Below are 21199 nucleotides of genomic sequence, written 5' to 3' on the forward strand. Positions count from 1 at the left end.
AGCCCATGGCAGTACGTGCGATCCGTGCTTGCGGGCGCTGCGCCTGCCGCCTCGCGCTCGCACTGTCCGGCGCGACGTCGGCGGCGGCGGATTTGCCCATCCAACTGGTGTCGTTCGGCAATATCGCCGAGCGCGATGTGTATTTGGAGGTAAGTATCAACGGCGTGAATACCACGCAGCTATTGCGTTTCCGGGATGCGCAGGGCCGGCTGTCCGCCAGCCCGGGGGCGCTGGGGTCCATCGGGGTGGACGTGAGCAAGCTCGGCGCGCCCCGCGACAGCGAGATCCCGCTCGATGACATTGCCGGCCTGCGCTACACCTACAACGCCGCCATGCAGACGGTGAATCTGGTGGTGCCCGACGCGTTGCGCCTCCCATTCCAGGTGGATACCCGCGGCTTGCCGCAGACACCGCGCGCCACCTCGGGCCGCGGGCTGGTCCTGAACTACGAGGCCTATGCGCAGACCGATGCCTACAACAAGGTGTCGATGTACACCGAGCAGCGCTACTTCGATCCGCGCGGCACGTTCAACAACACCGGCACGGCCTACCTCGGCGGTCGGGCCGACCGCTACATCCGCTATGACACCTACTGGACCCATTCCGACCAGGACACGTTGCGCACGCTGCGGGTCGGCGACACCATCACCTCGTCGTTGAACTGGTCGCGCTCGGTGCGGGTGGCCGGAGTCCAGTGGGGGCGCAATTTCGCCTTGCGTCCGGATCTGGTGACATTCCCGGTGTCGTCCCTGAGCGCTTCATCGGTGGTGCCCTCCTCCGTGTCCCTGTACGTCAATGGCGTGCAGCAGTATTCGGGCAACGTCCCGGCCGGCCCTTTCGTGGTCAACCAGATTCCCGGCGTCACGGGATCGGGCCAGGCCACGCTGGTCACGCGCGACGCGCTGGGACGCAGCGTCAGCACCTCGGTGCCGCTCTACATCGATACGCGCATGCTGGCGGCCGGCCTGTCCAGCTATTCCGTCGAGGCCGGCTTCGCGCGGCGCCAGTTCAGCGTGCGCTCGTTCGACTACGACAAGCGGCCCGCCGTCACGGCGTCGGGGGGTTATGGCCTGGACGATGCGCTGACCCTGGAGGGCCACAGTGAAATGAGCGCCGGCGTCTACAACGTCGGCGCGGGCGCGCTCGTCAGGCTGGGACAGGCGGGCGTGGTCAATGGCGCGCTGTCCGGCAGCGCGGGCCACTACGACGGCGGCCAGGTCAGCCTGGGCTACCAATACGTCGAGCCGGCCTTCAGCGTCGAATTGCAAACGGTGCGCGCCCTGGGAAATTACGGCGACCTGGGCTCGCGCGAGGACGCGCCGGTGCCGCGGCAGACCGACCGCGTCACGTTCTCGCTGCCGCTGACCCAGTCGCAGAGCGTGTCGCTGAGCTACATCGGCTTTCGCATGCCGCAGGTGCCGGCCGCCAAGATCGGGTCGGCCTCGTACACCGCCAATCTGCACAGCCGCGTATCCATGAACCTCAGCGCGTACAACGATTTCGCGCAGACCAATTCACACGGCGTCTATCTCGGCTTTTCCATCCTGCTGGGCGACAACACGCAGTTCAACGCCTCGGTCGGCCGTCAGGGTGAGCAGGATACCTATAGCGCCGGCGCGCAGCGCAATGTGGATTACGACGGCGGCTGGGGCTGGGGCGTGGAGAATGGCCGCAGCGGCGGCAGGCAGTACAACCAGGGCAAGCTGCAGTTCCTGGGCCGCTATGGCCAGTTGACCGCGCTGGGGCAGGACTACGGCGGCAAGAGTCAGGCGGCGCTGCAGGCCGTCGGCGCGGTGGTGCTGATGGATGGTTCGCTGACGCCGTCGCGCCGGATCAACGACGGCTTCGCGCTGGTCAGCACCGACGGCACGCCGGACGTGGCGGTGCTGCACGAGAACCGCAAGCTGGGCCGCACCAACAGCGCGGGCCACCTGCTGGTGCCGGACCTGAATTCCTATCAGATCAACCGCCTGTCCATCGATCCGGACGAACTGCCGGTCGACATGAAACTGGAGTCGACCAAGGCGGTGGCGGTGCCGCAGGCGGGGTCCGGCGTGCTGGTCAAGTTCCAGTTGCAACGCTATGCCGCGGCGTCGGTCATCCTGCACCTGCCGGACGGCTCGGTGTTGCCGGTGGGGGCGCGGGTCGCGCACGTCGAAAGCGGCAAGCAGTCGGTGGTGGGCTACGACGGCATCGCTTTTGTCGAAGACCTGCAGGTCGAGAATCATTTGCGCGTGAAAGGCAGCGGCGTGTCGTGCGTGGCGGAATTTCCATACCGTCACGATCCGGCGCGCCCGCTGCCCACGCTGGGGCCGTTCGTATGCCAGCCGCTGAAGGAGCCCGGCCAATGAAATCCGCCTTGTTCGTTCTGGGTGCCTTGCTCGGGCTGGGCGCGACCGTCGATGCGCAGGCCAGTTCATGCTCGTTGGGGGCGGGCACGACGTCGACGATCAACTTCGGCTCGGTCAATCCGCTGTTGGCCACTGATACCTTCGCGGATGCCAACAGCGTCGTCGTCAATTGCAATTTCACCGCGCTGGCGCTGGGCGCGCGGCTGTGCTTCTACATGGGCGTGGGCAACACCAGCCCCAGCACCGCGGCAAGGGCCCTGGGCGCGGGCGCCTTGCGCATGAATTACAACCTATACACGGACAGCGGCCACACTCAGGTGTGGAGCACCGCGGGCACGACGGCGCCGACCTCGGTGCTGCTGAGCGGGCCCGCGCTGGGGGGCAACGCGTCGGCGACGTTTTCCTATTATGCCAAGCTGCCCGGCGGCCAGAACACGGTCTCGACCGTCGGCAACGCCAATACGCTCTACAGCGAGAGCTACACCACCACCGGCTATGTGGATATCGCCATCGGGTTGCTGGCCTCCCTGCTGGTGAATTGCCCGATCGCCGCGCCGACCCAGCGGCTGTCCATCCCGCTGACCGTGCAGGCCACGGTGCAGAAGAACTGCACGATCAACACCACCAACCTGGCGTTCCCGCCGCAGGGTCTGCTCAATCAGGCCGTCACCGGGAATGCGCAGGTCACGGTGCGATGCACCAACAGCAATGCGTTTGCGGTCGCGCTCAATGGCGGCTCGGTGGCCAACAATGTGTCGGCGCGCAAGATGAAGCATGAGACACAGGCCGATACGGTCGGCTATCAGCTTTACCAGGATGCGAACTACGCGACGGTCTGGGGCGACGGCGTGACCGGAGGCACCACGCTCAACCGCACAGGCACCGGCGCCAATCAGGTGTTCACCGTGTATGGGCGGGTGCCCGCGCAGACGACGCCTCGCCCCGGCAATTACAAGGACACCGTGCTGGTCACCATCACTTTCTGAGTGGCGCCGCGCCCGGCATCAGGCCGCGGGCGGCGCGACGCGCGGCTTGACCGGCCAGAACAGCGTGGCCGGCCGTTGCCAGATGCGTTGGCGCACTCCCAGCGCCAGCGCCTGCCGATCGCCGCGGCGCAGGTTGCGCGAGCGCAGCGCGACATTGAAGGCCAGCGCGAAACTCACCCCGACATTCAACAGCCCGGTCACGGCGGTGCCCGCCACCGCCATCCAGAACGCATGCGTGTGCACGACTTCCCATCCCAGCGCGCCGATGGCTGAACCGATCTGGCCGGCGCTGAGCGTGACGTGGCGGACTTCGACGTGGGGACCGAAGAAGCTGACGATGGCCGGTCCCAGGCCCAGCATCAGCCCGAGCGACACGTTGCCGGCGATGCCCGAGATGTTGCGCTGCCAGAAGCCAGCCCAGCGCGCCGCGCCGCGCGCGCCGAACAGATGGCGGATGCGGCGGTCGTAGGCCATGACGTCGTGCACGCGATGCAGGGCGAACCAGTTGTCGGCCCAGCCCGCGATCAGGCTGGACAGCCACAGCAGCACGGCGGTGGCGGCGGCGTAGATCGGCGTCGGTCCCCACAGGGAAAACGAGTCCAGCGTGGCCTGAGCCTTCTCGGCATCGATCAGGGGCCGTTGCAGCCAATGCTGCGCCACCCACTGCACGGCCCACGCCAGCGGGAACACCACGGCCAGGTTGCCCAGGATAGCCGCCGCGTTCGAGCGGATCATCGACAGGGTGTCGTCCAGGAAGGCCTCGCGACCTTCGGGGGTGTTGGCCTCGTCGAGCCGGTGCGCCAGCGCCGGGCCGGTCATGGCCGGCTGCTTGGTGGCCAGCGTGAAATGCGCGAAATGGATCGCCAGGAAGCCGCCGGCATAGTTGAGCGAGGCCAGCAGGCCCTCGATGAACTTGTCCAGGTGCAGCGAGACGATGAAGAACTTCAGGTAGACGGTCAGCACCATCACCAGGCCGCCGCCCGCCGATGCCTTCAGCATCGACAGGTATTCGGCGGCGTCGCGGGCGATGTAGTGCTCGCCGGTCTCGGCGGTGCGGTCCATGACGCGCCGCGCCAGTTGCGCGAACGACGACGCCGCCAGGTGACGGATGCTGCTGCGCGCCTGGGTCGAACGGACCAGTTCGGCGATCAGGTGGGCATACTTGTTGCGCTGGGTGGGATCGACCCACACGCCCAGAAGCAGTTCGATGCGGGCCAGCCGCAGCTTCATGCGCTCGATCTGGAACACCACTTCGACCGATACGCCGTTCTGTTCCAGCTCGGCGTAGACGCCGCGGGTGGCGTCGCGGCAACTGTCCAGCAACGCCCGGAACACGTTCAGCCGCCTGCCGAAGACGTCGCGCGGCGTATCCGGGCCGCTGTCGCAGAGTTCCGCCGCGGCGCCGGCCAACGCGAAGAATGGACTCTCGCGCACCCGGCCCGGCAGGCGGCTGCGGATGTCCTGGCTCAGGCCGGTGGCGCGCACCTGGCTGGCCAGGACCTGGATGCTGCTGGTCAGGGCCTCGACCAGGTGCTGCGGCGGTGGCTCGGGCGCCATCGGGTCGGCGTGGGCAAGGCCGTCGCCCTGCCGCAGCAGCCGGCGCAGGCGGGCGCGGGTCTGCTCGTCCAGGGCTTCGATCCAGGCGGCGTCGTGGGCCTTGCGGAAGATCAGCGAGAACAGGCCGAACATGTCGCTGCGATTGGGCGGGGGCGGCAGCAGCCGCGCTTGCGCCCGTTCCCAGAACTCGCCCCAGAAACCGGGGTGCGAGGCCACGCCGGTATCGCACAGCAGCGAAGTGGGGTCGTTGTCGGTGATGAGCGAGCGCAGCGTGGCGGCCACCGGCGCCGCCAGCGCCGGATTATTCTCGAGCACCTGCAGCACGTAGCGCAGGCGGGCGTGTTGCGGATGGCGTCCGTCCTCGGCCGGGTCGCGCGCGGGGCGGTCGATCCAGCGGCACAGGTCGACCATCCAGAGGTTGCGCTGCGCCAGGGGCGCGTCCGGGTCGGCGCTCGCCAGCAGGGTGTCCAGTTGCGGGCCGCCATGGCGCGCTGCGCGCCATTTACGCCAGAGGGAGATCGCCATGGTCGGACCTCGCGGGTCAGAGGGATTCGGGTTCCCGGCGCAGCGAGAAGCCCTGCGCCTCGTTCATTGCCAGATAGCTGACGTTGCGCGACACCACTGGCGGCGTGTCGCCCTCATGCAGCGCCAGCAGGCCGTCCAGCACCATTTTGTCTGCCAGCGTCATGCGGTCGATCATGCGCAGGTATTGCATCCAGCTTTCCACCAGGAACACTTCCCGCCAGATGCCGTCGCGCTCCAGGTCGCGGAACAACTGCCATTGCTGCGCGCCATTGCGCAGCCGCAACAGGCGCAACGGCCGCGCCGCGTCGATCAGGGCCGACAGCTTTTCCCTGGGGATCAGGTATTGCACCGCCACCAGCACGGCGCCGTGCCGGGTGTCGAAGCCGGCGGCCGAGAGCGCCGGTTCGGTGGCGTCGGCGCGCGCCAGCGATTGCGTGTTGACCTGCTCCGGCAGCCGCGAGCGGTACAGCAGCGCGACGGTGATGGCCAGCATCACGCCCGCCGCCGACAGCGCGCCGGACACGCCCATGGTGCCGGCGAAGTGGCCCCACATGAACGAGCCCGCCGCGAGCCCGCCGAAGATCGCCGTCTGGTAGAGCGCCAGCGAGCGCGCCTTGACCCAGTCGGGCACCAGCATCTGCACGGTGGTGTTGTAGGTGGCCAGCACGCCGATCCAGCAGGCGCCGGACACCAGCAGCGCCGGAAACGCCAGCCACAGCGTGCTGGTCAGGCCCAGCATCAGCAGGCAGGCGGCCAGCAGTCCCGCGGCGACCGTCACCAGCCCGCTGGCGCCCCAGGCCGCCTGCAGGCGACGCACCACGGCGCTGCCGAGGATGGCGCCGACGCCGAGCGCGCCCAGCATGTAGCCGTACAGCAACGCGTTGCCGGTTTCGTGGGCGTACGCCAGCAGCGGCAGCAGCGCCCACAGCGCGCTGGCCGACAGACCGAAGGCGAAGGCGCGCAGCATCACCACGCGCGTCACGGTGGAATGCTGGGTGTAGCGCAGGGCGGCGACCACGCCTTCGAGCAGCCGTTCGGGCGGCAGCCGCCGTGGCGGCACATCGCGGCGCCAGCGCCAGATGGCCCAGATCAGGCTGCCGTAGCAGACGCAGTTCAGCAGGAACACGACAGGCGCGCCAGCGGCGCCCAGCAGCAGGCCGCCGATGGCCGGCCCCACCGCGCGCGCCACGTTGTAGTTGACGCTGTTGAGCAGCACCGCGCTGCCGATGTGCTCGCGCGGCACCTGCTCGCCCACCGCCGCCTGCCAGGCGGGGGTGACGATGGCGCTGCCGATGGCGATGCAGAAGACCGACACGATCAGGGTGATGGGGTGCAGCAGGCCGATGAACGCCAGCACGGTGATGAAGATGCCGCCGGCCAGCTCGAGGAGCATGCCGACCAGCATGACCTTGCGGCGGTCGTAGTTGTCGGCCAGCACGCCGGTCAGGATCGACAGCGCCACCAGCGGGAAGGCGGCGGCCACCTGGATCATGGCGACCATCAGCGGGCTGCTCTGCTCTGTGGTGATGACCCAGGCCGCGGCGACCGATTGCGCCCAGGTGCCCAGGTTGGCGAACAGGTTGGCGATCCAGATGATGCGGAACGCCGGGAAGGCGAAGGGGGATAGCGTGCTGACCCGCAGGACGGGTTTGGGGGCGGCGGCGGCCGCGCCCGGCGAGGAAGGAGGCAGATCGTTGTTGGCCGAAACGGGCTGGAGCATGGAAGCCTCGGTGATCGCCCGGCGACGGCGGGCGGGGGCTGTCCAATGGTACGCCTATTGAGGGTCCGGGTTAAGGCAAGACGCCGCGCGCCCGTCGAGCGCGGCGCGGCGGACGCGATCAGGGTTTGGCGGGGGCCGGGCCGGGGTAGGCCTGGTTCAGGTACTCGACGATCAGAGGGACCTGTTCGGCCGGAATCGGCGCCCCGTAGGTGCCGACCATCTTTCTGACCTCGGCATCCCAGAAGCCCAGGGGCATGGGCGGCTGAGATGACAGGTAATCGACCGAATGGCACATCAGGCACAGGGTGGCGGCCTGGGCGCCGGGGCCGGCGCCGGGATGCAGCGTGGCGGTTTCCTGGGGCAACTGGATGTCCAGGGCGTACGCGGGCGCGACGGCGCCGGCGGCGGCCAGCGCCAGGGCAAGGCGGGCGAAGGGGATCATGGCGGGCTCCTGGCTCAGGCGGCGTCGATGCGCACGGTTTCGACCACGTTGCGCATGTAGCCGGCCGGATTCCACAGCGGTTCCAGTGGTTGGGTGTCGCCGGCCTGGTTGGTGGCGCGCACCTTGAGCGCGTAGCGGCCGGCCCGGGCCGGCGTGAAGTCGGCATGCCATTCGCGGAAGGAGTAGCGTCCCAGATCCGGGCCCAGCGTGGCGGCGTGCCAGGTCTTGCCGTCGTCGGCCGAGAACTGCACCTCGCGGATGCCGCGGCCGCCGTCGAAGGCGATGCCGCGCACCTGCATCCGTGCGCCCTTGGCGACGCGGGCGCCATCGGCCAGGCTGGTGATGAAGCTGCGCACGTTGTAGCGGCCGATGGGGCGGGTCTTCTCCGGCGCCTTGCCCGCGGGCGTACAGGCGCAGTCGTTGTCGGGGATGCGATAGGCCTTCTGCATCCAGAAGCCGTCGAACTCCTGGTCAAGCACCTGGATGTCCGCCAGGTGCTTGACCCAGTACGTGCCGTAATAGCCGGGCACCACCAGCCGCACGGGATAGCCATTGAGCATCGGCAGGTCGGCGCCGTTCATGGCGTAGGCCAGCATCACCTCGCCGTCCAGCGCATGGGCCGCGTCCAGCGCCTTGACGAAGGCGGGCGTGCCCTGCAGCACCGGGCGGTCGAGCCCCTGGAACGTGACCTGGCGCGCGCCGGCCTGGATGCCGGCCTTCTCCAGCACGCGCTTGAGCGGGATGCCGAGCCAGCGGGCGTTGCCCATGGCGCCATTGCCGAGCTGGCCGCCGCCCACGCGCGGCTCGAAGAAGCCGCGGCTGTTGCCGGAACACTGGGTTACGGCCACCAGCTCGACCGGCTGGCCGAATTGCTGCTTCAGGTCCGCCAGCGACAGTTCCAGCGGCGTGTTTACCCGCCCGCCGATGCGCAGCCGGTAGGCGGCGGCATCGATGGCGGTGGGGATGTTGCCCAGGTGATAGCGCACGAAGAAGGCGTCATTGGGCGTGATCACGCTGTCGTTGAAGACCGCGAACGGCGTTTCCAACTGCGGCGGCCGCGATGTCTGGCGGATCAGGGGGCGTTTTTGGGGGTAGGCGATCAGGTCGCGTTCGCCATTGGCGAATGGCAGGGTGACGGTGGCGGGGGCCGCCAGGCTGGCGAGGGCGTGGCCGGCGAGTGTGCCGGTCGCGCCCAGGGTACAGGCTTGGCGCAGGAAGCGCCTGCGCCCATCCGTATCGAATGCGCTCATGCATGTCTCCTCGTGTTTTTCTAGTACCCTCGCCTGCGGCGTGGTCGAATCAGGCTACGCCCGCCGGCCTGACAAATGCGTTAACAGTTGCGTCGGCCGTTCCAATAACCGCGTTTTCCGCGCCCCGCGCGCCTGACCTCCCGATGCGACTGACCTTCGACCGATCGGCGTTCGCCGCCCTGCTTGCCGTGACCGTGGTGGAGGCGCTGATCGCCACCCTGGGCAAGCCCTACCCACTGTTGCGCGGGTTCGTGGGCGATGTGGTGGCGGTGGGGTGGGCCTATCTGGTGTATCGCAGCTTCATCCGTGCCGGCGTGCTGCCGCTGGCCATCGCCGCGCTGTTGACCGGCTACGCGGTGGAGTTCGGACAGTACCTGGCGCGGCTGTTCGGCTGGCGCCTGGAACAGCCGGTGCTGCGCATCCTGCTGGGCAGCGTGCCGGACTGGTGGGATGTGCTGGCCTACACGCTGGGGTTCTTCCTGGTGCTACTGCTGGCCGGGGCGCGGCGGCGGTGGCAGTCGGGTCGCCAATCGGTCGGCTCCCGGGTCGCCGGGACCTAGGCCGTCGGGCCTCGAGCAATCAATTTTCAGGCGACGGGGCGCGCGAGGCGCCCCGGATGGATCGCGCCCGTCGTGACGGGAACGCAGGCGGCCGGCGTCAGCCCGGCTGGATGGCCGGGGTGCGCTTGTCGGCCTGGGCCGACGGCGCGGCTTGCGGCCGCAGCCGGGCGTTGCGGAACGGCGCCAGGCATTCCGACCACGACGAGGGGAACAGGGGCGTGGCATGGCGCACGGCATCGCGGCCGGCGTAGTGCGCCAGCAACTGCTGGCCGATGGGGGCGTCTCCCAGGGGATGGCGGGTGGTCATGGTATTTCCGTATTGCATTGAAAGTGTATTCATTGTACCAGTCGGTCGCCCTCGCCGCCAACCGTGGCAACCGGCGCCAAGTCCTTGATACCAGAGGAGGCCGTCCCTTTTATGGGCGACCCGCAACGGGAATACCCTAGTCGATCAAAACGGTAGACGGTATACAATGTTCATAATCGGTCGAAGACTTCGGCCGCCCCTCCCTCACCAGACCTGGAGCGTGTCATGGCTGAACTGATGAACCGAGATGAATTCCGTACCGCGTTGGAAAACGCAATCAAGGGCAAGAGCGCCAATGCCTCGCCGTTCTCGATCGCCTGGGCCGAAGGCAAGCTCAGCCGCGAACACCTGTCGCGCTGGGCCGAGAACCACTACCACTACGTCGGCCCGTTCGCCGACTACCTGGGCTACCTGTACGCCCGCACGCCTGACACCTACACCGAGGCCAAGGATTTTCTGCTGGCCAACATGTATGAAGAGGAAATTGGCGGCGACCGCCATACCGACCTGCTGATCCGCTTCGCCGAGGCCTGCGGCACCACCCGCGAACGGGTCACCAATCCGGACAACATGTCGCCCACCACGCGAGCGCTGCAAAGCTGGTGCTACGCCGTGGCGATGCGCGAAGACCCGATCGTGGCCGTGGCCGGCCTGGTGGTGGGACTGGAATCGCAGGTGCCGTCGATCTACCGCAAGCAGACGCCGACCCTGCGCGAGAAATATGGCTTCACCGACGAGGAAGTCGAGTTCTTCGATCTGCACATCGTGTCCGACGAGATCCATGGCGAGCGCGGCTACCAGATCGTGCTGGAGCACGCCAACACGGTGGAGCTGCAGCAGCGCTGCCTGAAGATCTGCGAGATCGGCGCGCAGATGCGGCTGCTTTACACCACCGCGCTCTATACCGACTACGTGCAGCAGGAAATCGCGCTGCCCGAGCTCGGCCTGGCCGCCTGAGTCCCCAGCCCGCCGCCGTCCGCCCGCGCGGGCGGCGGCGGGCGCTACCGGATACCTGATCCATGCCTACCGTCGTATTCCACAAAGACGGCCAGACCCATACCGGGGTGGTGCCGGACAACGCCAACCTGGTGGTGCGCGCCGGCATCCGGCAGTTTCCCTTTCCGCACCTGCGTTACGAATGCGGCATGGGCAAATGCGCCAAATGCGCCTGCCGCGTGCTGTCGGGGGGGGAACACCTGCCGCCGGTGAACTGGAAGGAAAAGAAGCAGTTGGGCGAGCGCATCGACGCGGGTTACCGGCTGGCCTGCCAGCTATGGCTCGACCACGATATCGAACTGGCGCAGGACGTCGAGACGGCGCCGCCGCGCGAGGTCGTTGCCGCCGCCGAGCAGCGCTAGCCGTCGTCCACGGCGGCAGCCGCCAGGCCCTCCCCGAACACAATCCGCAAAGGAACCCCGCATGACCCGCGACGCGAATGACGCCGTGTTCGTGATTCTGACGTCCAAGCCGGGCGTGTACCGCACCGAGGCGGACGCGCTGGCCGAGATCGTCGAGACCTACGACTACGCCTGCGATGGCCGCCTGCGCGCCGTCTTCAGCATCGCGCGGCTGCGCGGACCGAGCCGGCTGGTGGTCACCGAGGAAACGCCGCCCTATGTGGTGAACCGGGTGCCGTCCAAGTTCCTGGAGGCCTTCGCGTCGCTGGACGCCGCGCGCCAGGAGCTTATCCACCTGACCCGCTTCGGCAGCATCGATACCACCCTGACGCGGCATCCCGACCGCGTCGCCGCGGAGCAATGAGCAGCATGGTCAAGATCACGTTTATATCGAATGGCGGCAAGGTGGCCGAGGCCCCGGAGAATAGCAATCTGCTGCGGGTGTCGCTGAAGGAAAAGGGTGGCATTCCTTTCAAGTGCGGCGGCGGCCTGTGCGGCACCTGCAAGTGCCGCATCGAGCAGGGGATCGAGAACACCGACGCCATCAAGCCCAAGGAACGCAAGCACCTGCGGCCCGAGGACTTCGAGGCCGGCTATCGCATGGCTTGCCAGACCTTCGTGCTGGGCGATGTGGCCGTGTCGTGGGTGGTGCGCGACGGCAAGGGCGTGGTGACGGACGCGGCGGCGCAAGCGGCGCCCGCCGCGCCATGACGGTCGCGCGCTGGCCGCCACATCGCAACGGTCGGGCGGCGGCGAACGCGCCGGGGTGCCGCGCCCGCGCTCAGGCGGCCGATGAGTGCGCCTGGCGCGTCTCGGTGTAGGCCTTGGCGGCGTTGTGCACGTGCTGGCTGGCCAGCAGCGCTGCCAGGTCGCCGTTGCCGGCGATGACGGCGTTCAGGATCTGCGAGTGCTCGTCCCAGTTCTGCTTGGCGCGGTGCATGTTGCTGGGGGCGAACAAGAGCGCGGTGCGGTCGCGCAGCGAACGCATCAGGTCGGTCAGCACCACGTTGCCGCCGATGGTGGCCAGCATTTCGTGGAACTGCGAATTCAGCGCCAGGAACTTGTCCAACTGCTCGCTGCGCGCGGCCTCGGTGCCTTCGCGCAGGAACGCCTGCAGGCGTTCGACGGTCTTGTCGTCGCGGCGTTGCGCGGCCAGCTTGGCGTTCAGGCCTTCCAGCGTGGCGCGCACTTCCACCATGTCGTAGGCCACCGCGTCCGACAGCACCGACACCGACGCGCCGCGGCGCGGCTCGATGGTGACCAGCCCTTCGGCGGCCAGCGCCCGCAGCGCTTCGCGCACCGGGATGCGCGACACGCCCATTTCCTCCGACAGGCGTCCTTCGACCAGGCGGTCGCCCGGCGTGAATTCGCCGCTGAGGATGCGCTCGCGCAGCTTGTCGCGGATGACCGCGAACAACTGCGGGTGCTGCTCGCCGATCTTCAGCGGAGCAGATTGCTGCATGTCTACGGCTTGCGAGCTGACGGGCGAAGTGGTCATGGCGAGCGGGTCTGGCGGAATGGATACAGTCTTCATTGTATTACCGGGCGGCGCGTCGACGGTGTTGGCGAGTGGCGTCAGCCGAGCCACAGGGCCTTGGCGATCACCCCGAGCGCGCCGATGGCGCAGGCGGCCAGCAGCACGGCGCGCACCGCGCGCGGCGGCAGCCGCGAGCGCAGCCGGCCGGAAACCGCGAAGCCGGCCAGCAGGAACGGCGCCAGGCTGAGCGCCAGCGCGGCGTGGTAACCGGTGTAGCGGTCGGCCAGCGCCAGCATCGCCAGCGAGAAGATCGACCCCAGGAAAAGCACCATGCCCAGCGTGGCGCGCAGCCGCGGCGGCTCGGCGTGCTGCAACACCAGGGCAATCGGCGGGGCGCCCACTGAGGTCATGGTGCCCATGATGCCCGAGGCCACGCCGGCGCCCGAGACCCGGCCGGGGGTGGCGGCAAAGCGCAGGCCGGCGGCGCTGAGTCCGACGGCGGCCAGGATCATGGCGGCGAACAGCAGGCCCAGCGCCTGCGGCGCGAAGCGCGCCATGGCGTAGATGGCGATCAGGGTGCCGGCGGCGCGCCCGGTCAGGGCATAGCCGACCGCCGGCCAGTCGATCGCGCCGCGTTCGCGCAGCGCGGTCAGCAGCGAGATGAAGCCGCCCAGCGTCAGCAGCGGGCCGGGCGCCAACTGCGGAAAGCACAGCGCCGCCACCGGCGCGGCGAACATGGCAAAGCCGATGCCGCCCACGCCCTGCGCCAGCGCGGCGCCGAAGACGACCGCGGCCATGGCGGCGAAATGCCAGAGATCGGGAACGGCGATGGGCATGCAGCAGTCTCTTTTTGTATACCGTAGTCTGAATCAAAATCGCCCATGCACCAAGATTGGGCCTATGCGCCAACTTAATGCACTGATTTTCCTCGAATATTCATCGAAATTTCAGAATTATCGGTTTCCCTAGGCGATGCATATTTCGGTTGGTATGACGCATAACGAAATATAGTATACCGAAGTGGCGATTCAACAGCCACGTCACAAGGGGAATAGCGCATGCAATCGGACGTCGTCCTCAACGCCGCTCACTGGATGTACCTGGTCAGCGTCGCCGCCATCATCCTGACGATGATCCTGCGGGCCAATGTGGTGGTGCCGTCGGTCATCGGCACCTTTCTGGTGGTGCTGGCCATCACCGGCAACCCGATCAGCGCGCTGATCGGCATCTTCTCGGCCAGCTTCGTGGCCGCCAAAGAGCTTTTCAACATCTTCCTGGTCATCACCTTCATGACCGCCCTGCTCAATGCGCTCAAGACGCTGCAGGCGGACGTGCGCATGGTGCAGCCGTTCCGGCGGGTGATGCGCGGCGGCCATTCGTCGTTCCTCATCATCGCCCTCTGTACCTATGTGATCTCGCTGTTCTTCTGGCCGACGCCGGCGGTGCCCCTGGTCTCGGCGATCCTGCTGCCGGCGGCCATCGCGGCCGGGCTGCCGCCGCTGGCGGGGGCCATGGCGATCGCCATCGCCGGTCAGGGCATGGCGCTGTCGTCCGACTACGTGATTGGCGTGGCGCCCGGCATCAGCGCCAAGGCCGCGGGCGCCGCGGTCAGCGCCGCGGTGGTGGCGGACCGCGCGCTGGTGCTGTCGCTGATCACCGGCGCGGTGGCGTTGACCGTCGCCTACCTGCTGGTGCGCAAGCACATCGTGCCGGCCGACCCGGGCCTGTTGTCGGCCTGGCAGGCGCGCGCCCAGGACGGCAGCCTGGCCGAGATCGAGCACTCAGGATCGTTCGACAAGGCCGAACTCGCGCGCGGCACCATGGGTGCGAACCCGGCGCTGCCGCGCGGCCCGGGGCTGAACGACGAGGAACGGCGCCGGGTGCGCTGGTCGCGCGTGTTCGCGGTGGTGACGCCGCTGGCCTTCCTGGGCGTGATCGCGGTGATGGTGCTGCCGCGGCTGTTCCCGTCGCTGCCTGCGCTGCGCGGCGGCGACGCGGCGGCGCTGGTGGGCGGCGTGGCGTTCGTGGTGATGATGCTGGTGACGCTGGCGGCCGAAGGGCCGCGCAAGATGCTGGACGTCTGCCCCGAGCACGTCACCGACGGCTTCGTGTTCGCCTTCAAGGCGATGGGCTCGGTGCTGCCGATCGCCGGCTTCTTCTTCGTCGGCGCCAACGAGACGGCCGCGCAGATCCTGGGCATGCCGCAGGCCCAGGCTCCCGGGCTGTTGTTCGAAGTGATCTCGGCGGGCCAGCACCTGATCCCGGAGAACCATTTCCTGGTGGCGTTCGGCGTGCTGCTGGTGGGGATGATCACCGGCATCGACGGTTCGGGTTTCGCCGGCCTGCCGTTGACCGGCACGCTGTCGGGCGCGCTGGGACCGGTGGTCGGGGTGGATCCGGCGACGCTGGCGGCGGTGGGCCAGATGGGCGCGGTGTGGACCGGGGGCGGCACCCTGATCGCCTGGTCGTCGCTGATCGCGGTGGCGGGGTTCGCGCGGGTCCACGTGCTGTCGCTGGTGCGGGCGCTGCTGCTGCCCGTGCTGCTGGCGCTGTTCGTGTCCACGATCTGCGCCGTGCTGATCTGGCATTGACGCCGGTTCGGGTTTACGTGGATCGAACCATTTAGATTAAAGTATACAATGTTCAGAAATTACCTCAGACGGCCAATTTCCGGGCATCCCGGCCAGCCCGGCAAAGGAAGGACTTCCGTGGACGAGCTTTCGCAGCAGGCATTTCTGAATCACATCGGGGGCGAATGGGTCGCCTGCGCCTCGGGCGCGACAGTGCCGAACCTGAACCCGGCCGACAGCGCCGACGTGGTGGGACGGTTCCAGCAATCGGACGCGGCCGATGGCGCCCGCGCCGTGGCGGCGGCCGCCGCCGCCTTTCCCGCCTGGCGCGACACGCCGATCTCCAAGCGCGCCGCCATCCTGTTCCGCGCCGCCCAACTGCTGGAGGACCGCGCCGACAGCGTGGCGCGCGAACTGACTCGCGAGGAAGGCAAGGGCCTGGCGCTGGCCCGCGACGAAGTGCTGCGCTCGGCCCAGACCCTGCGTTTCTACGCGGTGGAAGGGCAGTCGTTCACCGGCGAGACCTTCGTCAACGACGATCCGGACATGGTGGTCTACAGCCAGCGCGAGCCGCTGGGGGTGGTGACGGTGATCTCGCCGTGGAACTTCCCGATCTCGATTCCGGCGCGCAAGATCGCGCCCGCGTTGATCACCGGCAACACAGTGGTGTTCAAGCCGTCGTCGGACGCGCCGCTGTCCGGCTACCGGCTGGCGCAGGCGCTGGTCGAGGCGGGCCTGCCGCCGGGCGTGCTGAATTTCGTGACGGGACCGGCCTCGAAGGTGGGCCAGGCCATCACCACGGCGCCGGCGGTGCGCGCCATTTCCTTCACCGGCTCGACCGCCGCTGGCGAGCAGATCCACCGCGGCGCCGGCCTGACCACGCGCACGCAGATGGAGCTGGGCGGCAAGAACCCGCTGATCGTGCTGGCCGACGCCGACCTGGATCGCGCGGTGGACCTGGCGGTCAAGGGCGGGTTCTCGCTCAGCGGCCAGGCCTGCACCGGCACCAGCCGGCTGCTGGTCGACCGCAAGGTGCTGGCGGCGTTCACCGAGAAGCTGCTGGCGCGCATGGCCAAGCTGACCATCGGCAATGGCCTGGAGGGCAATTTCGACCTGGGTCCGCTGGCCACCCGTAAACAACTCGACACGGTGCTGAGCTACATCGCGCTGGGCAAGCAGGAAGCCACCCATCTGATCGGCGGCGAGCGCCTGGACGGTCCCGGCTTCGAGCGCGGCTATTACGTGACGCCGGCCCTGTTCACCGACGTGACGCAGCAGATGCGGATCGCGCGCGAGGAGATTTTCGGACCGGTGCTGGCGCTGATCGCGGTGGACGGCTACGACGAGGCCATCGCCTGCGCCAACGACACCGAATACGGCCTGTCCGCCGCCATCGCCACCAGCGACGCGCGCTACGCCCATCGCTTCGCCCGCGACATCCAGGCCGGCACCGTCAAGATCAACCGCACCACCACCGGCAATCTCATCAACGCGCCGTTCGGCGGCCTGAAAAGTTCCAGCACCTCGACCTTCCGTGAATCGGGCCGGGTCGGGCTGGAGTTCTACACGCAGATCAAGACCGTCTACCGCGCAGGCTGACGGCCCTACCTGGAGTCAAGCAACATGAAGCAGATCTATCGGCTGGAACTCGAAGAAGCGCGCCTCATGGTGCGCGCCGCCATCGCTCGCTCGGAACAGATCGGCGTGCTGGAATCGGTGTGCATCGTTGATGACGGCGGCTATCCGATCGCGCTGGAGCGCATGGACGGCGCCCGCATCACCGGCCCGCAGATCGCCTGGAACAAGGCCTTCACCGCCGCCGGCCACAAGCGCTCGACGCACCTGTTCACCACCCCCCCCAACGGGCCGGCGCTGCCCGGCAACGAAGCCTTCGGCATCCAATGGAGCTTCGAAGGCAGGTTCGCCGCGTTCGTGGGCGGCTTTCCCATCGTGGTCAACGACGAGGTCATCGGCGGCGTGGGCCTGAGCGGCGGCAACGGCGAGCAGGACACCCAGGCCGGCCTGGCCGCGTTGGGGGCGTTGGCCGAAATGCTGGAGCCGCGCGGCCTGAAGGTGCTGGTGCAGGCGGACATCAAGAAATAGGCGCTGTCGTCATGGCATACCGTGTCCAGATCCTCGAGACCGGCCAGGCCTTCATGGTCGCGCCGGATGAATCCGTGTTGCAGGCGGCCGAGCGCGCCTCGGTGCGGCTGCCGCACGAATGCACCTTCGGAGGCTGCGGCACCTGCCGTATCAAGCTGGCCGAAGGGGCGGTCGACTACGAAGAATTCCCGATGGCGCTGACGCCGGAAGAGGCGGCCCAGGGCTATGCGCTGGCCTGCCAGGCGCGGCCGCGCAGCGATCTGTGCATCAGCGTCGCCAACCCGCGCCAATTCGCCGAGCCGCGGCGCCTGGACGCCACCGTGCACCGCATCGCCGCGCTGTGCGACGACGTCATCCACCTGACGCTGGCGCTGCCGCCGGACACGCCGCTCGATTACGCGCCGGGCCAGTACATGAACGTGGTGTTGCCCGACGGCGCCACCCGCAGCTTCTCGATGGCCTCGGCGCCCGCCGGCAACCTGGTGGATTTCCACGTGCGCCGCATTCCGGGCGGCCGCTACACCGACCAGTGGCTGGGGCAGGCGCGGCCGGGCGCGGCGCTCGAGATCGAGGCGCCGCTGGGCGTGTTCAGCTATCACGAGGAAGATTGGCGGCCGATGATCATGATGGCCACCGGCACCGGCATCGCGCCGATCAAGGCGATCCTAGAATCGTTGCTGGACAACGACGACTGCCCGCCGGTGACGCTCTACTGGGGCATGCGGACCGAGGCCGACCTGTATCTGCGCGACCAGATCGCGGGCTGGGCCGGGCGCCTGTACGAGTTCAATTTCGTGCCGGTGCTGTCGCGCGCGGGCGCCGATTGGCAGGGCCGGCGCGGCCATGTGCAACAGGCAGTGCTGGCGGACCACGGCGACCTGTCCGAACACGCTTTCTACCTGTGCGGCGCGCCGGCGATGATCAGCGAGGCGACCACGCTGCTGGCGGGGCGCGGCGCCAGCCTCGACCACGTGTACGCCGACAGCTTCACCTTCCAGCATGCGCCGGCCACGGCGGCGATGCCGTAGCGCGGGCTCGCGCGGCGATCCCTAGCGGAACACCAGCACCGGCAGCTTGGTGCGCGCCAGCACACGCTGGGTCTCTCTGCCGAGCAGGAAGCCGGTCATGCCGTGGCGGCCGTGCGACCCCATCACGATCAGGTCGCAGCCCCGTTGCTGCGCCGTGTCGACGATGGCTTCGTGCGGGTGGTCGTTGACCACCACGGCGCTCTCGCAAGGCACCAGGGCGTGGCGCGCCTCGGCCTCCAGGCCTTCCAGGTAGCCGGTGGCGTTCTTGCGTGCCTGGTCGGTATGCTGCGGCTGGTGGGCGCCCAGCATTTCCGCCTGGTAGACGGTCAGGTGATCCTCCGGGATGGCGCGCAGCAGGGTGATGGTGGCGTTCATTTCCTTGGCGAAAACGAGCGCCTTCTTGAAGGCCGACTCGGACAGCAGGGAGCCGTCCACGGCGATGAGCAGATGCCTGTACATGTTGCGTCTCCTTTGAGAAAAGGAACGTCCAGCAAGGGCGAATCCAGTATAGGCCCGTGCCCAGGCCCGCATAACCTCATGCCGAGTAAGTATTTTCCCGGCCCGCCCGGCGATGACAGAATCGCCCCATCCCTTCTTCGTCCCCATCTCATCCCGTCTTCGTCATCCCCTGGAACCCGTCCAATGCGCCTTCTCGCTCTTGCCGGCAGCCCGTCCGCGCGGTCGCGCTCGTCCGCCTTGCTGCGCCATGCCAGCGAGCGCTTGCAGACTCTGGGACGCGTGGTCGATGCGATGGGCTTGCTTGACATTCCGGCGCAGGATCTGATCCAGGGCCATTACGCCGGCGAGGCGGCTGTGGCGCTGCGCGCCCGTGTGTCGCAAGCTGGCGCCGTACTCATTTCGACCCCGGTCTACAAAGCTTCGTTCGCTGGCGGCCTGAAAGCCGTGCTGGACCTGCTGGACGAGAAGGCGTTGGCGGGCAAGGTGGTGCTGCCCATCGCCACCGGCGGCAGCCCGGCGCACCTGTTGGCGCTGGAATATGGGCTCAAACCGGTGCTATCGGCGTTGGGCGCGCGCCATATCCTGGCCGGGGTCTATGCCACCGACAAGCAGGTGCGGCTGGGCGGCGAGGGAGAGGTTTTCATCGATGCAGACGTGCGTGCGCGGCTGGACGAATCCATCGAGCGGGTGGCGGAGCTGACGGAGCCGCCGCCCGGCCAGATCGCCGCGGCGTTCAACCTGGGCCAGCTCGCCCTGGCCGGCGGCTTCGGTATCTGAAATTCACCCGCGGTTTTTTTCAGGAGCAGGACCATGAGCATTCAATCCATCAACGCCCGCAACCAGTTCCGCGGCAAGATCAAGGAAATCATCCTGGGCCCGGTGGTCTCGGAGGTCGACGTGGACACCCCCGCCGGCATCGTCACGTCCGTCATCACCACCCGCTCGGTCAAGGAACTCGATCTGCAGGTGGGCACCGAGGTGCTGGCCTTCGTCAAGGCCACCGAGGTTTCGGTCGCCAAGCTGTAGGCGCCCGCCGCCGAAATCGGCGCTTGTCCGGCGCCGGTTTCGGTATATATTGTCTGCGCGGTATCCGGCGGTTCACTCCAGGTTTGTGGCTTTTGCGTTGCGATCACGGAGAACGGGAAATGCGTCGACTGCAAGCGTGGTTCCTCGGCTGTCTGTGCCTCGGGTTGGCGATCTGCCTGCCCGCCACGGCGCAGACCAAGCTGGACAAGGGGCAGTTGGACCAGCTGCTGGCGCCGGTGGCGCTCTACCCCGACTCCCTTCTGTCCCAGGTCCTCATGGGGGCCACCTATCCCGACGACATTGCCGCCGCGGCGCAATGGTCGGCCGCGCATACCGGCCAGTCGGGCGACGCGGCCGTCAAGGCGGTCGAGCGCGAATCCTGGGATCCCAGCGTCAAGTCGCTGGTGGCGTTTCCCTCGGTCATGGACATGATGGGGCGCCAGCCCGCCTGGGTGAAATCGGTGGGCGACGCCTTCCTGGCGCAGCCTGACGCCGTCATGGACTCGGTGCAGCGGCTGCGGGCTCAGGCCAAGCAGGCCGGCAACCTCAAGAGCACGCCGCAGCAGAAGGTCACCTCGACCGATACCGGCGGCAAGACCGTGGTGGTGATCGAGCCGGCCGATCCGCAGGTGATCTACGTGCCCAGCTACAACCCCACCGTGGTCTATGGCGCCTGGCCGTATCCGGCCTATCCTCCCGCCTATTACCCGCCGCCGCCGGGCTCGGTGTTCGCCACCTCGCTGGTGGCCGGCATCGGCTTTGGGCTGGGCGTGGCCGCGGTCGATTCCCTGTGGGGCGGTTTCGACTGGGGCCACAACGACGTGGACATCAACGTCAACCGCTACAACAACATCAACGTCAACCAGCGCATCAACGCCGCCAACATCAACGGCAACCACGTCGCCTGGCAGCATAACGCCGCCAACCGCGGCAACGCGCCCTACGCGGATGCGGCCACTCGCCAGAAGTTCGACGGCCAGCGCCAGGCCGGGCTGCGGAACCGGGCGCAGGGACGGCCCACGCCCGCGCCGGCCTCGCGCGACGCGGCCCGCGAGCGCGCCGCGCAATCGTTCCAGGGGCGCACCGGCCAGCCCATCGAAGGACACACCGGACCGCGCGGCGGCAACCTGGGGCAGGGCGGCGCGGGCACGCGGGCCCAGGGGCCGGGCCACCTTTCGGCGCAGGACCGGCAGGCGGCGGCGCAGCGGCAGCGCGCCGACGCGGCCGCCGCGCGCGACCGCGCCCGCGTCAACAACGGCGGCAGCGCCCTGCGTGACGCCGGCAATGGCGATCGCATGCGGCAGCAGGTGCAGCGGGGCGGCGAGTCCCGGGTCGCGCCACGCGGCGGGGGCGGAGGCTGGCATGGCGGAGGCGGCGGTCATATCGGCGGCGGTGGCGGACATTTCGGCGGACGGAGGTAGTCACCATGATCAGCGGAGTT

Annotated in this window: 22 protein-coding genes; 14 read left to right on the top strand and 8 right to left on the bottom strand. The window is 68.3% G+C overall.

The genetic code is table 11. The features are described 5' to 3' along the window. Window positions 1–5: 5 nt before the first annotated feature. Window positions 6–2351, top strand: a complete 2346-nt coding sequence (locus ACUDCK_RS01415) for a fimbria/pilus outer membrane usher protein (RefSeq protein ID WP_420867708.1) — start codon at window positions 6–8, stop codon at window positions 2349–2351. An 8-nt stretch (window positions 2352–2359) separates the two neighbouring features. Further along, complete coding sequence (locus ACUDCK_RS01420; RefSeq protein WP_445659285.1) at window positions 2360–3337, top strand: Csu type fimbrial protein; 978 nt, start codon at window positions 2360–2362, stop codon at window positions 3335–3337. An 18-nt stretch (window positions 3338–3355) separates the two neighbouring features. On the opposite strand, the gene ACUDCK_RS01425 is transcribed toward ACUDCK_RS01420, so the two are convergent. From ACUDCK_RS01425 to sorA, 4 genes are all read right to left on the bottom strand, one after another. Then, window positions 3356–5419 (bottom strand): site-specific recombinase, encoded by a 2064-nt coding sequence (locus tag ACUDCK_RS01425; RefSeq protein ID WP_175167246.1) that lies wholly within the window; start codon window positions 5417–5419, stop codon window positions 3356–3358. A gap of 16 nt (window positions 5420–5435) precedes the next feature. Then, window positions 5436–7139 carry an MFS transporter gene (locus ACUDCK_RS01430; protein ID WP_175167245.1) on the bottom strand — a complete coding sequence of 568 codons (1704 nt, stop codon included), beginning with the start codon at window positions 7137–7139 and terminating at the stop codon, window positions 5436–5438. A 118-nt stretch (window positions 7140–7257) separates the two neighbouring features. Beyond that, entirely contained in the window at window positions 7258–7581 is a 324-nt protein-coding gene (gene sorB, locus ACUDCK_RS01435) for a SorB family sulfite dehydrogenase c-type cytochrome subunit (RefSeq protein WP_054503662.1), read from the bottom strand. A gap of 14 nt (window positions 7582–7595) precedes the next feature. Beyond that, window positions 7596–8831 carry a SorA family sulfite dehydrogenase catalytic subunit gene (gene sorA, locus ACUDCK_RS01440; RefSeq protein WP_175167244.1) on the bottom strand — a complete coding sequence of 412 codons (1236 nt, stop codon included), beginning with the start codon at window positions 8829–8831 and terminating at the stop codon, window positions 7596–7598. A gap of 143 nt (window positions 8832–8974) precedes the next feature. Between sorA and ACUDCK_RS01445 the strand changes: the two genes are divergently transcribed. After that, complete coding sequence (locus ACUDCK_RS01445) at window positions 8975–9391, top strand: ribosomal maturation YjgA family protein (RefSeq protein WP_054503660.1); 417 nt, start codon at window positions 8975–8977, stop codon at window positions 9389–9391. Between the two features lie 97 nt (window positions 9392–9488). On the opposite strand, the gene ACUDCK_RS01450 is transcribed toward ACUDCK_RS01445, so the two are convergent. Further along, window positions 9489–9698, bottom strand: coding sequence for a hypothetical protein (locus tag ACUDCK_RS01450; protein WP_054503659.1), 210 nt, complete (start codon window positions 9696–9698; stop codon window positions 9489–9491). A gap of 225 nt (window positions 9699–9923) precedes the next feature. On the opposite strand from ACUDCK_RS01450, the gene ACUDCK_RS01455 reads away from it, so the two are divergent. From ACUDCK_RS01455 to ACUDCK_RS01470, 4 genes are all read left to right on the top strand, one after another. Continuing rightward, window positions 9924–10655, top strand: coding sequence for a TenA family transcriptional regulator (locus ACUDCK_RS01455; RefSeq protein ID WP_006387284.1), 732 nt, complete (start codon window positions 9924–9926; stop codon window positions 10653–10655). 62 nt (window positions 10656–10717) lie between these two features. Then, a complete protein-coding gene (locus tag ACUDCK_RS01460; RefSeq protein ID WP_054503658.1) occupies window positions 10718–11056 on the top strand; it encodes a 2Fe-2S iron-sulfur cluster-binding protein in 339 nt (112 codons plus the stop codon). A 61-nt stretch (window positions 11057–11117) separates the two neighbouring features. Continuing rightward, on the top strand, window positions 11118–11459 hold the full coding sequence (locus ACUDCK_RS01465) for a ferredoxin (protein WP_081273588.1): 342 nt from the start codon (window positions 11118–11120) through the stop codon (window positions 11457–11459). Then, window positions 11456–11806, top strand: coding sequence for a 2Fe-2S iron-sulfur cluster-binding protein (locus ACUDCK_RS01470; protein WP_054503657.1), 351 nt, complete (start codon window positions 11456–11458; stop codon window positions 11804–11806). Before ACUDCK_RS01465 ends, ACUDCK_RS01470 begins: the two co-directional genes overlap by 4 nt. A gap of 70 nt (window positions 11807–11876) precedes the next feature. Here the strand turns inward: ACUDCK_RS01470 and ACUDCK_RS01475 are convergent, their stop codons facing one another. Together ACUDCK_RS01475 and ACUDCK_RS01480 are read right to left on the bottom strand one after the other, a co-directional pair. Further along, the gene (locus ACUDCK_RS01475; RefSeq protein WP_054503656.1) at window positions 11877–12593 is read right to left on the bottom strand and encodes a GntR family transcriptional regulator; all 717 of its coding nucleotides are present in this window, start codon (window positions 12591–12593) and stop codon (window positions 11877–11879) included. A 77-nt stretch (window positions 12594–12670) separates the two neighbouring features. Further along, complete coding sequence (locus ACUDCK_RS01480) at window positions 12671–13408, bottom strand: sulfite exporter TauE/SafE family protein (protein ID WP_054503655.1); 738 nt, start codon at window positions 13406–13408, stop codon at window positions 12671–12673. A gap of 222 nt (window positions 13409–13630) precedes the next feature. On the opposite strand from ACUDCK_RS01480, the gene ACUDCK_RS01485 reads away from it, so the two are divergent. From ACUDCK_RS01485 to ACUDCK_RS01500, 4 genes are all read left to right on the top strand, one after another. Continuing rightward, complete coding sequence (locus ACUDCK_RS01485) at window positions 13631–15163, top strand: hypothetical protein (protein ID WP_054503654.1); 1533 nt, start codon at window positions 13631–13633, stop codon at window positions 15161–15163. Between the two features lie 117 nt (window positions 15164–15280). Beyond that, the gene (locus ACUDCK_RS01490; RefSeq protein WP_175167243.1) at window positions 15281–16741 is read left to right on the top strand and encodes an aldehyde dehydrogenase family protein; all 1461 of its coding nucleotides are present in this window, start codon (window positions 15281–15283) and stop codon (window positions 16739–16741) included. 24 nt (window positions 16742–16765) lie between these two features. Beyond that, the gene (locus tag ACUDCK_RS01495) at window positions 16766–17245 is read left to right on the top strand and encodes a GlcG/HbpS family heme-binding protein (protein ID WP_054503652.1); all 480 of its coding nucleotides are present in this window, start codon (window positions 16766–16768) and stop codon (window positions 17243–17245) included. Window positions 17246–17256: 11 nt separating this feature from the next. Next, complete coding sequence (locus ACUDCK_RS01500; RefSeq protein ID WP_175167242.1) at window positions 17257–18273, top strand: 2Fe-2S iron-sulfur cluster-binding protein; 1017 nt, start codon at window positions 17257–17259, stop codon at window positions 18271–18273. 21 nt (window positions 18274–18294) lie between these two features. On the opposite strand, the gene ACUDCK_RS01505 is transcribed toward ACUDCK_RS01500, so the two are convergent. Beyond that, a complete protein-coding gene (locus ACUDCK_RS01505; RefSeq protein ID WP_175167241.1) occupies window positions 18295–18732 on the bottom strand; it encodes a universal stress protein in 438 nt (145 codons plus the stop codon). A 183-nt stretch (window positions 18733–18915) separates the two neighbouring features. On the opposite strand from ACUDCK_RS01505, the gene ssuE reads away from it, so the two are divergent. From ssuE to ACUDCK_RS01520, 3 genes are all read left to right on the top strand, one after another. Next, window positions 18916–19509: an NADPH-dependent FMN reductase gene (gene ssuE, locus ACUDCK_RS01510; RefSeq protein WP_175167240.1), complete on the top strand. Its 594-nt coding sequence runs from the start codon at window positions 18916–18918 to the stop codon at window positions 19507–19509. Between the two features lie 33 nt (window positions 19510–19542). Next, on the top strand, window positions 19543–19758 hold the full coding sequence (locus ACUDCK_RS01515; protein WP_006227327.1) for a TOBE domain-containing protein: 216 nt from the start codon (window positions 19543–19545) through the stop codon (window positions 19756–19758). 119 nt (window positions 19759–19877) lie between these two features. Further along, a complete protein-coding gene (locus ACUDCK_RS01520) occupies window positions 19878–21179 on the top strand; it encodes a DUF3300 domain-containing protein (protein WP_175167239.1) in 1302 nt (433 codons plus the stop codon). Window positions 21180–21199 lie beyond the last annotated feature (20 nt).

The sequence above is a fragment of the Achromobacter sp. CF-sbj1-Ac2-l genome (assembly GCF_052698165.1).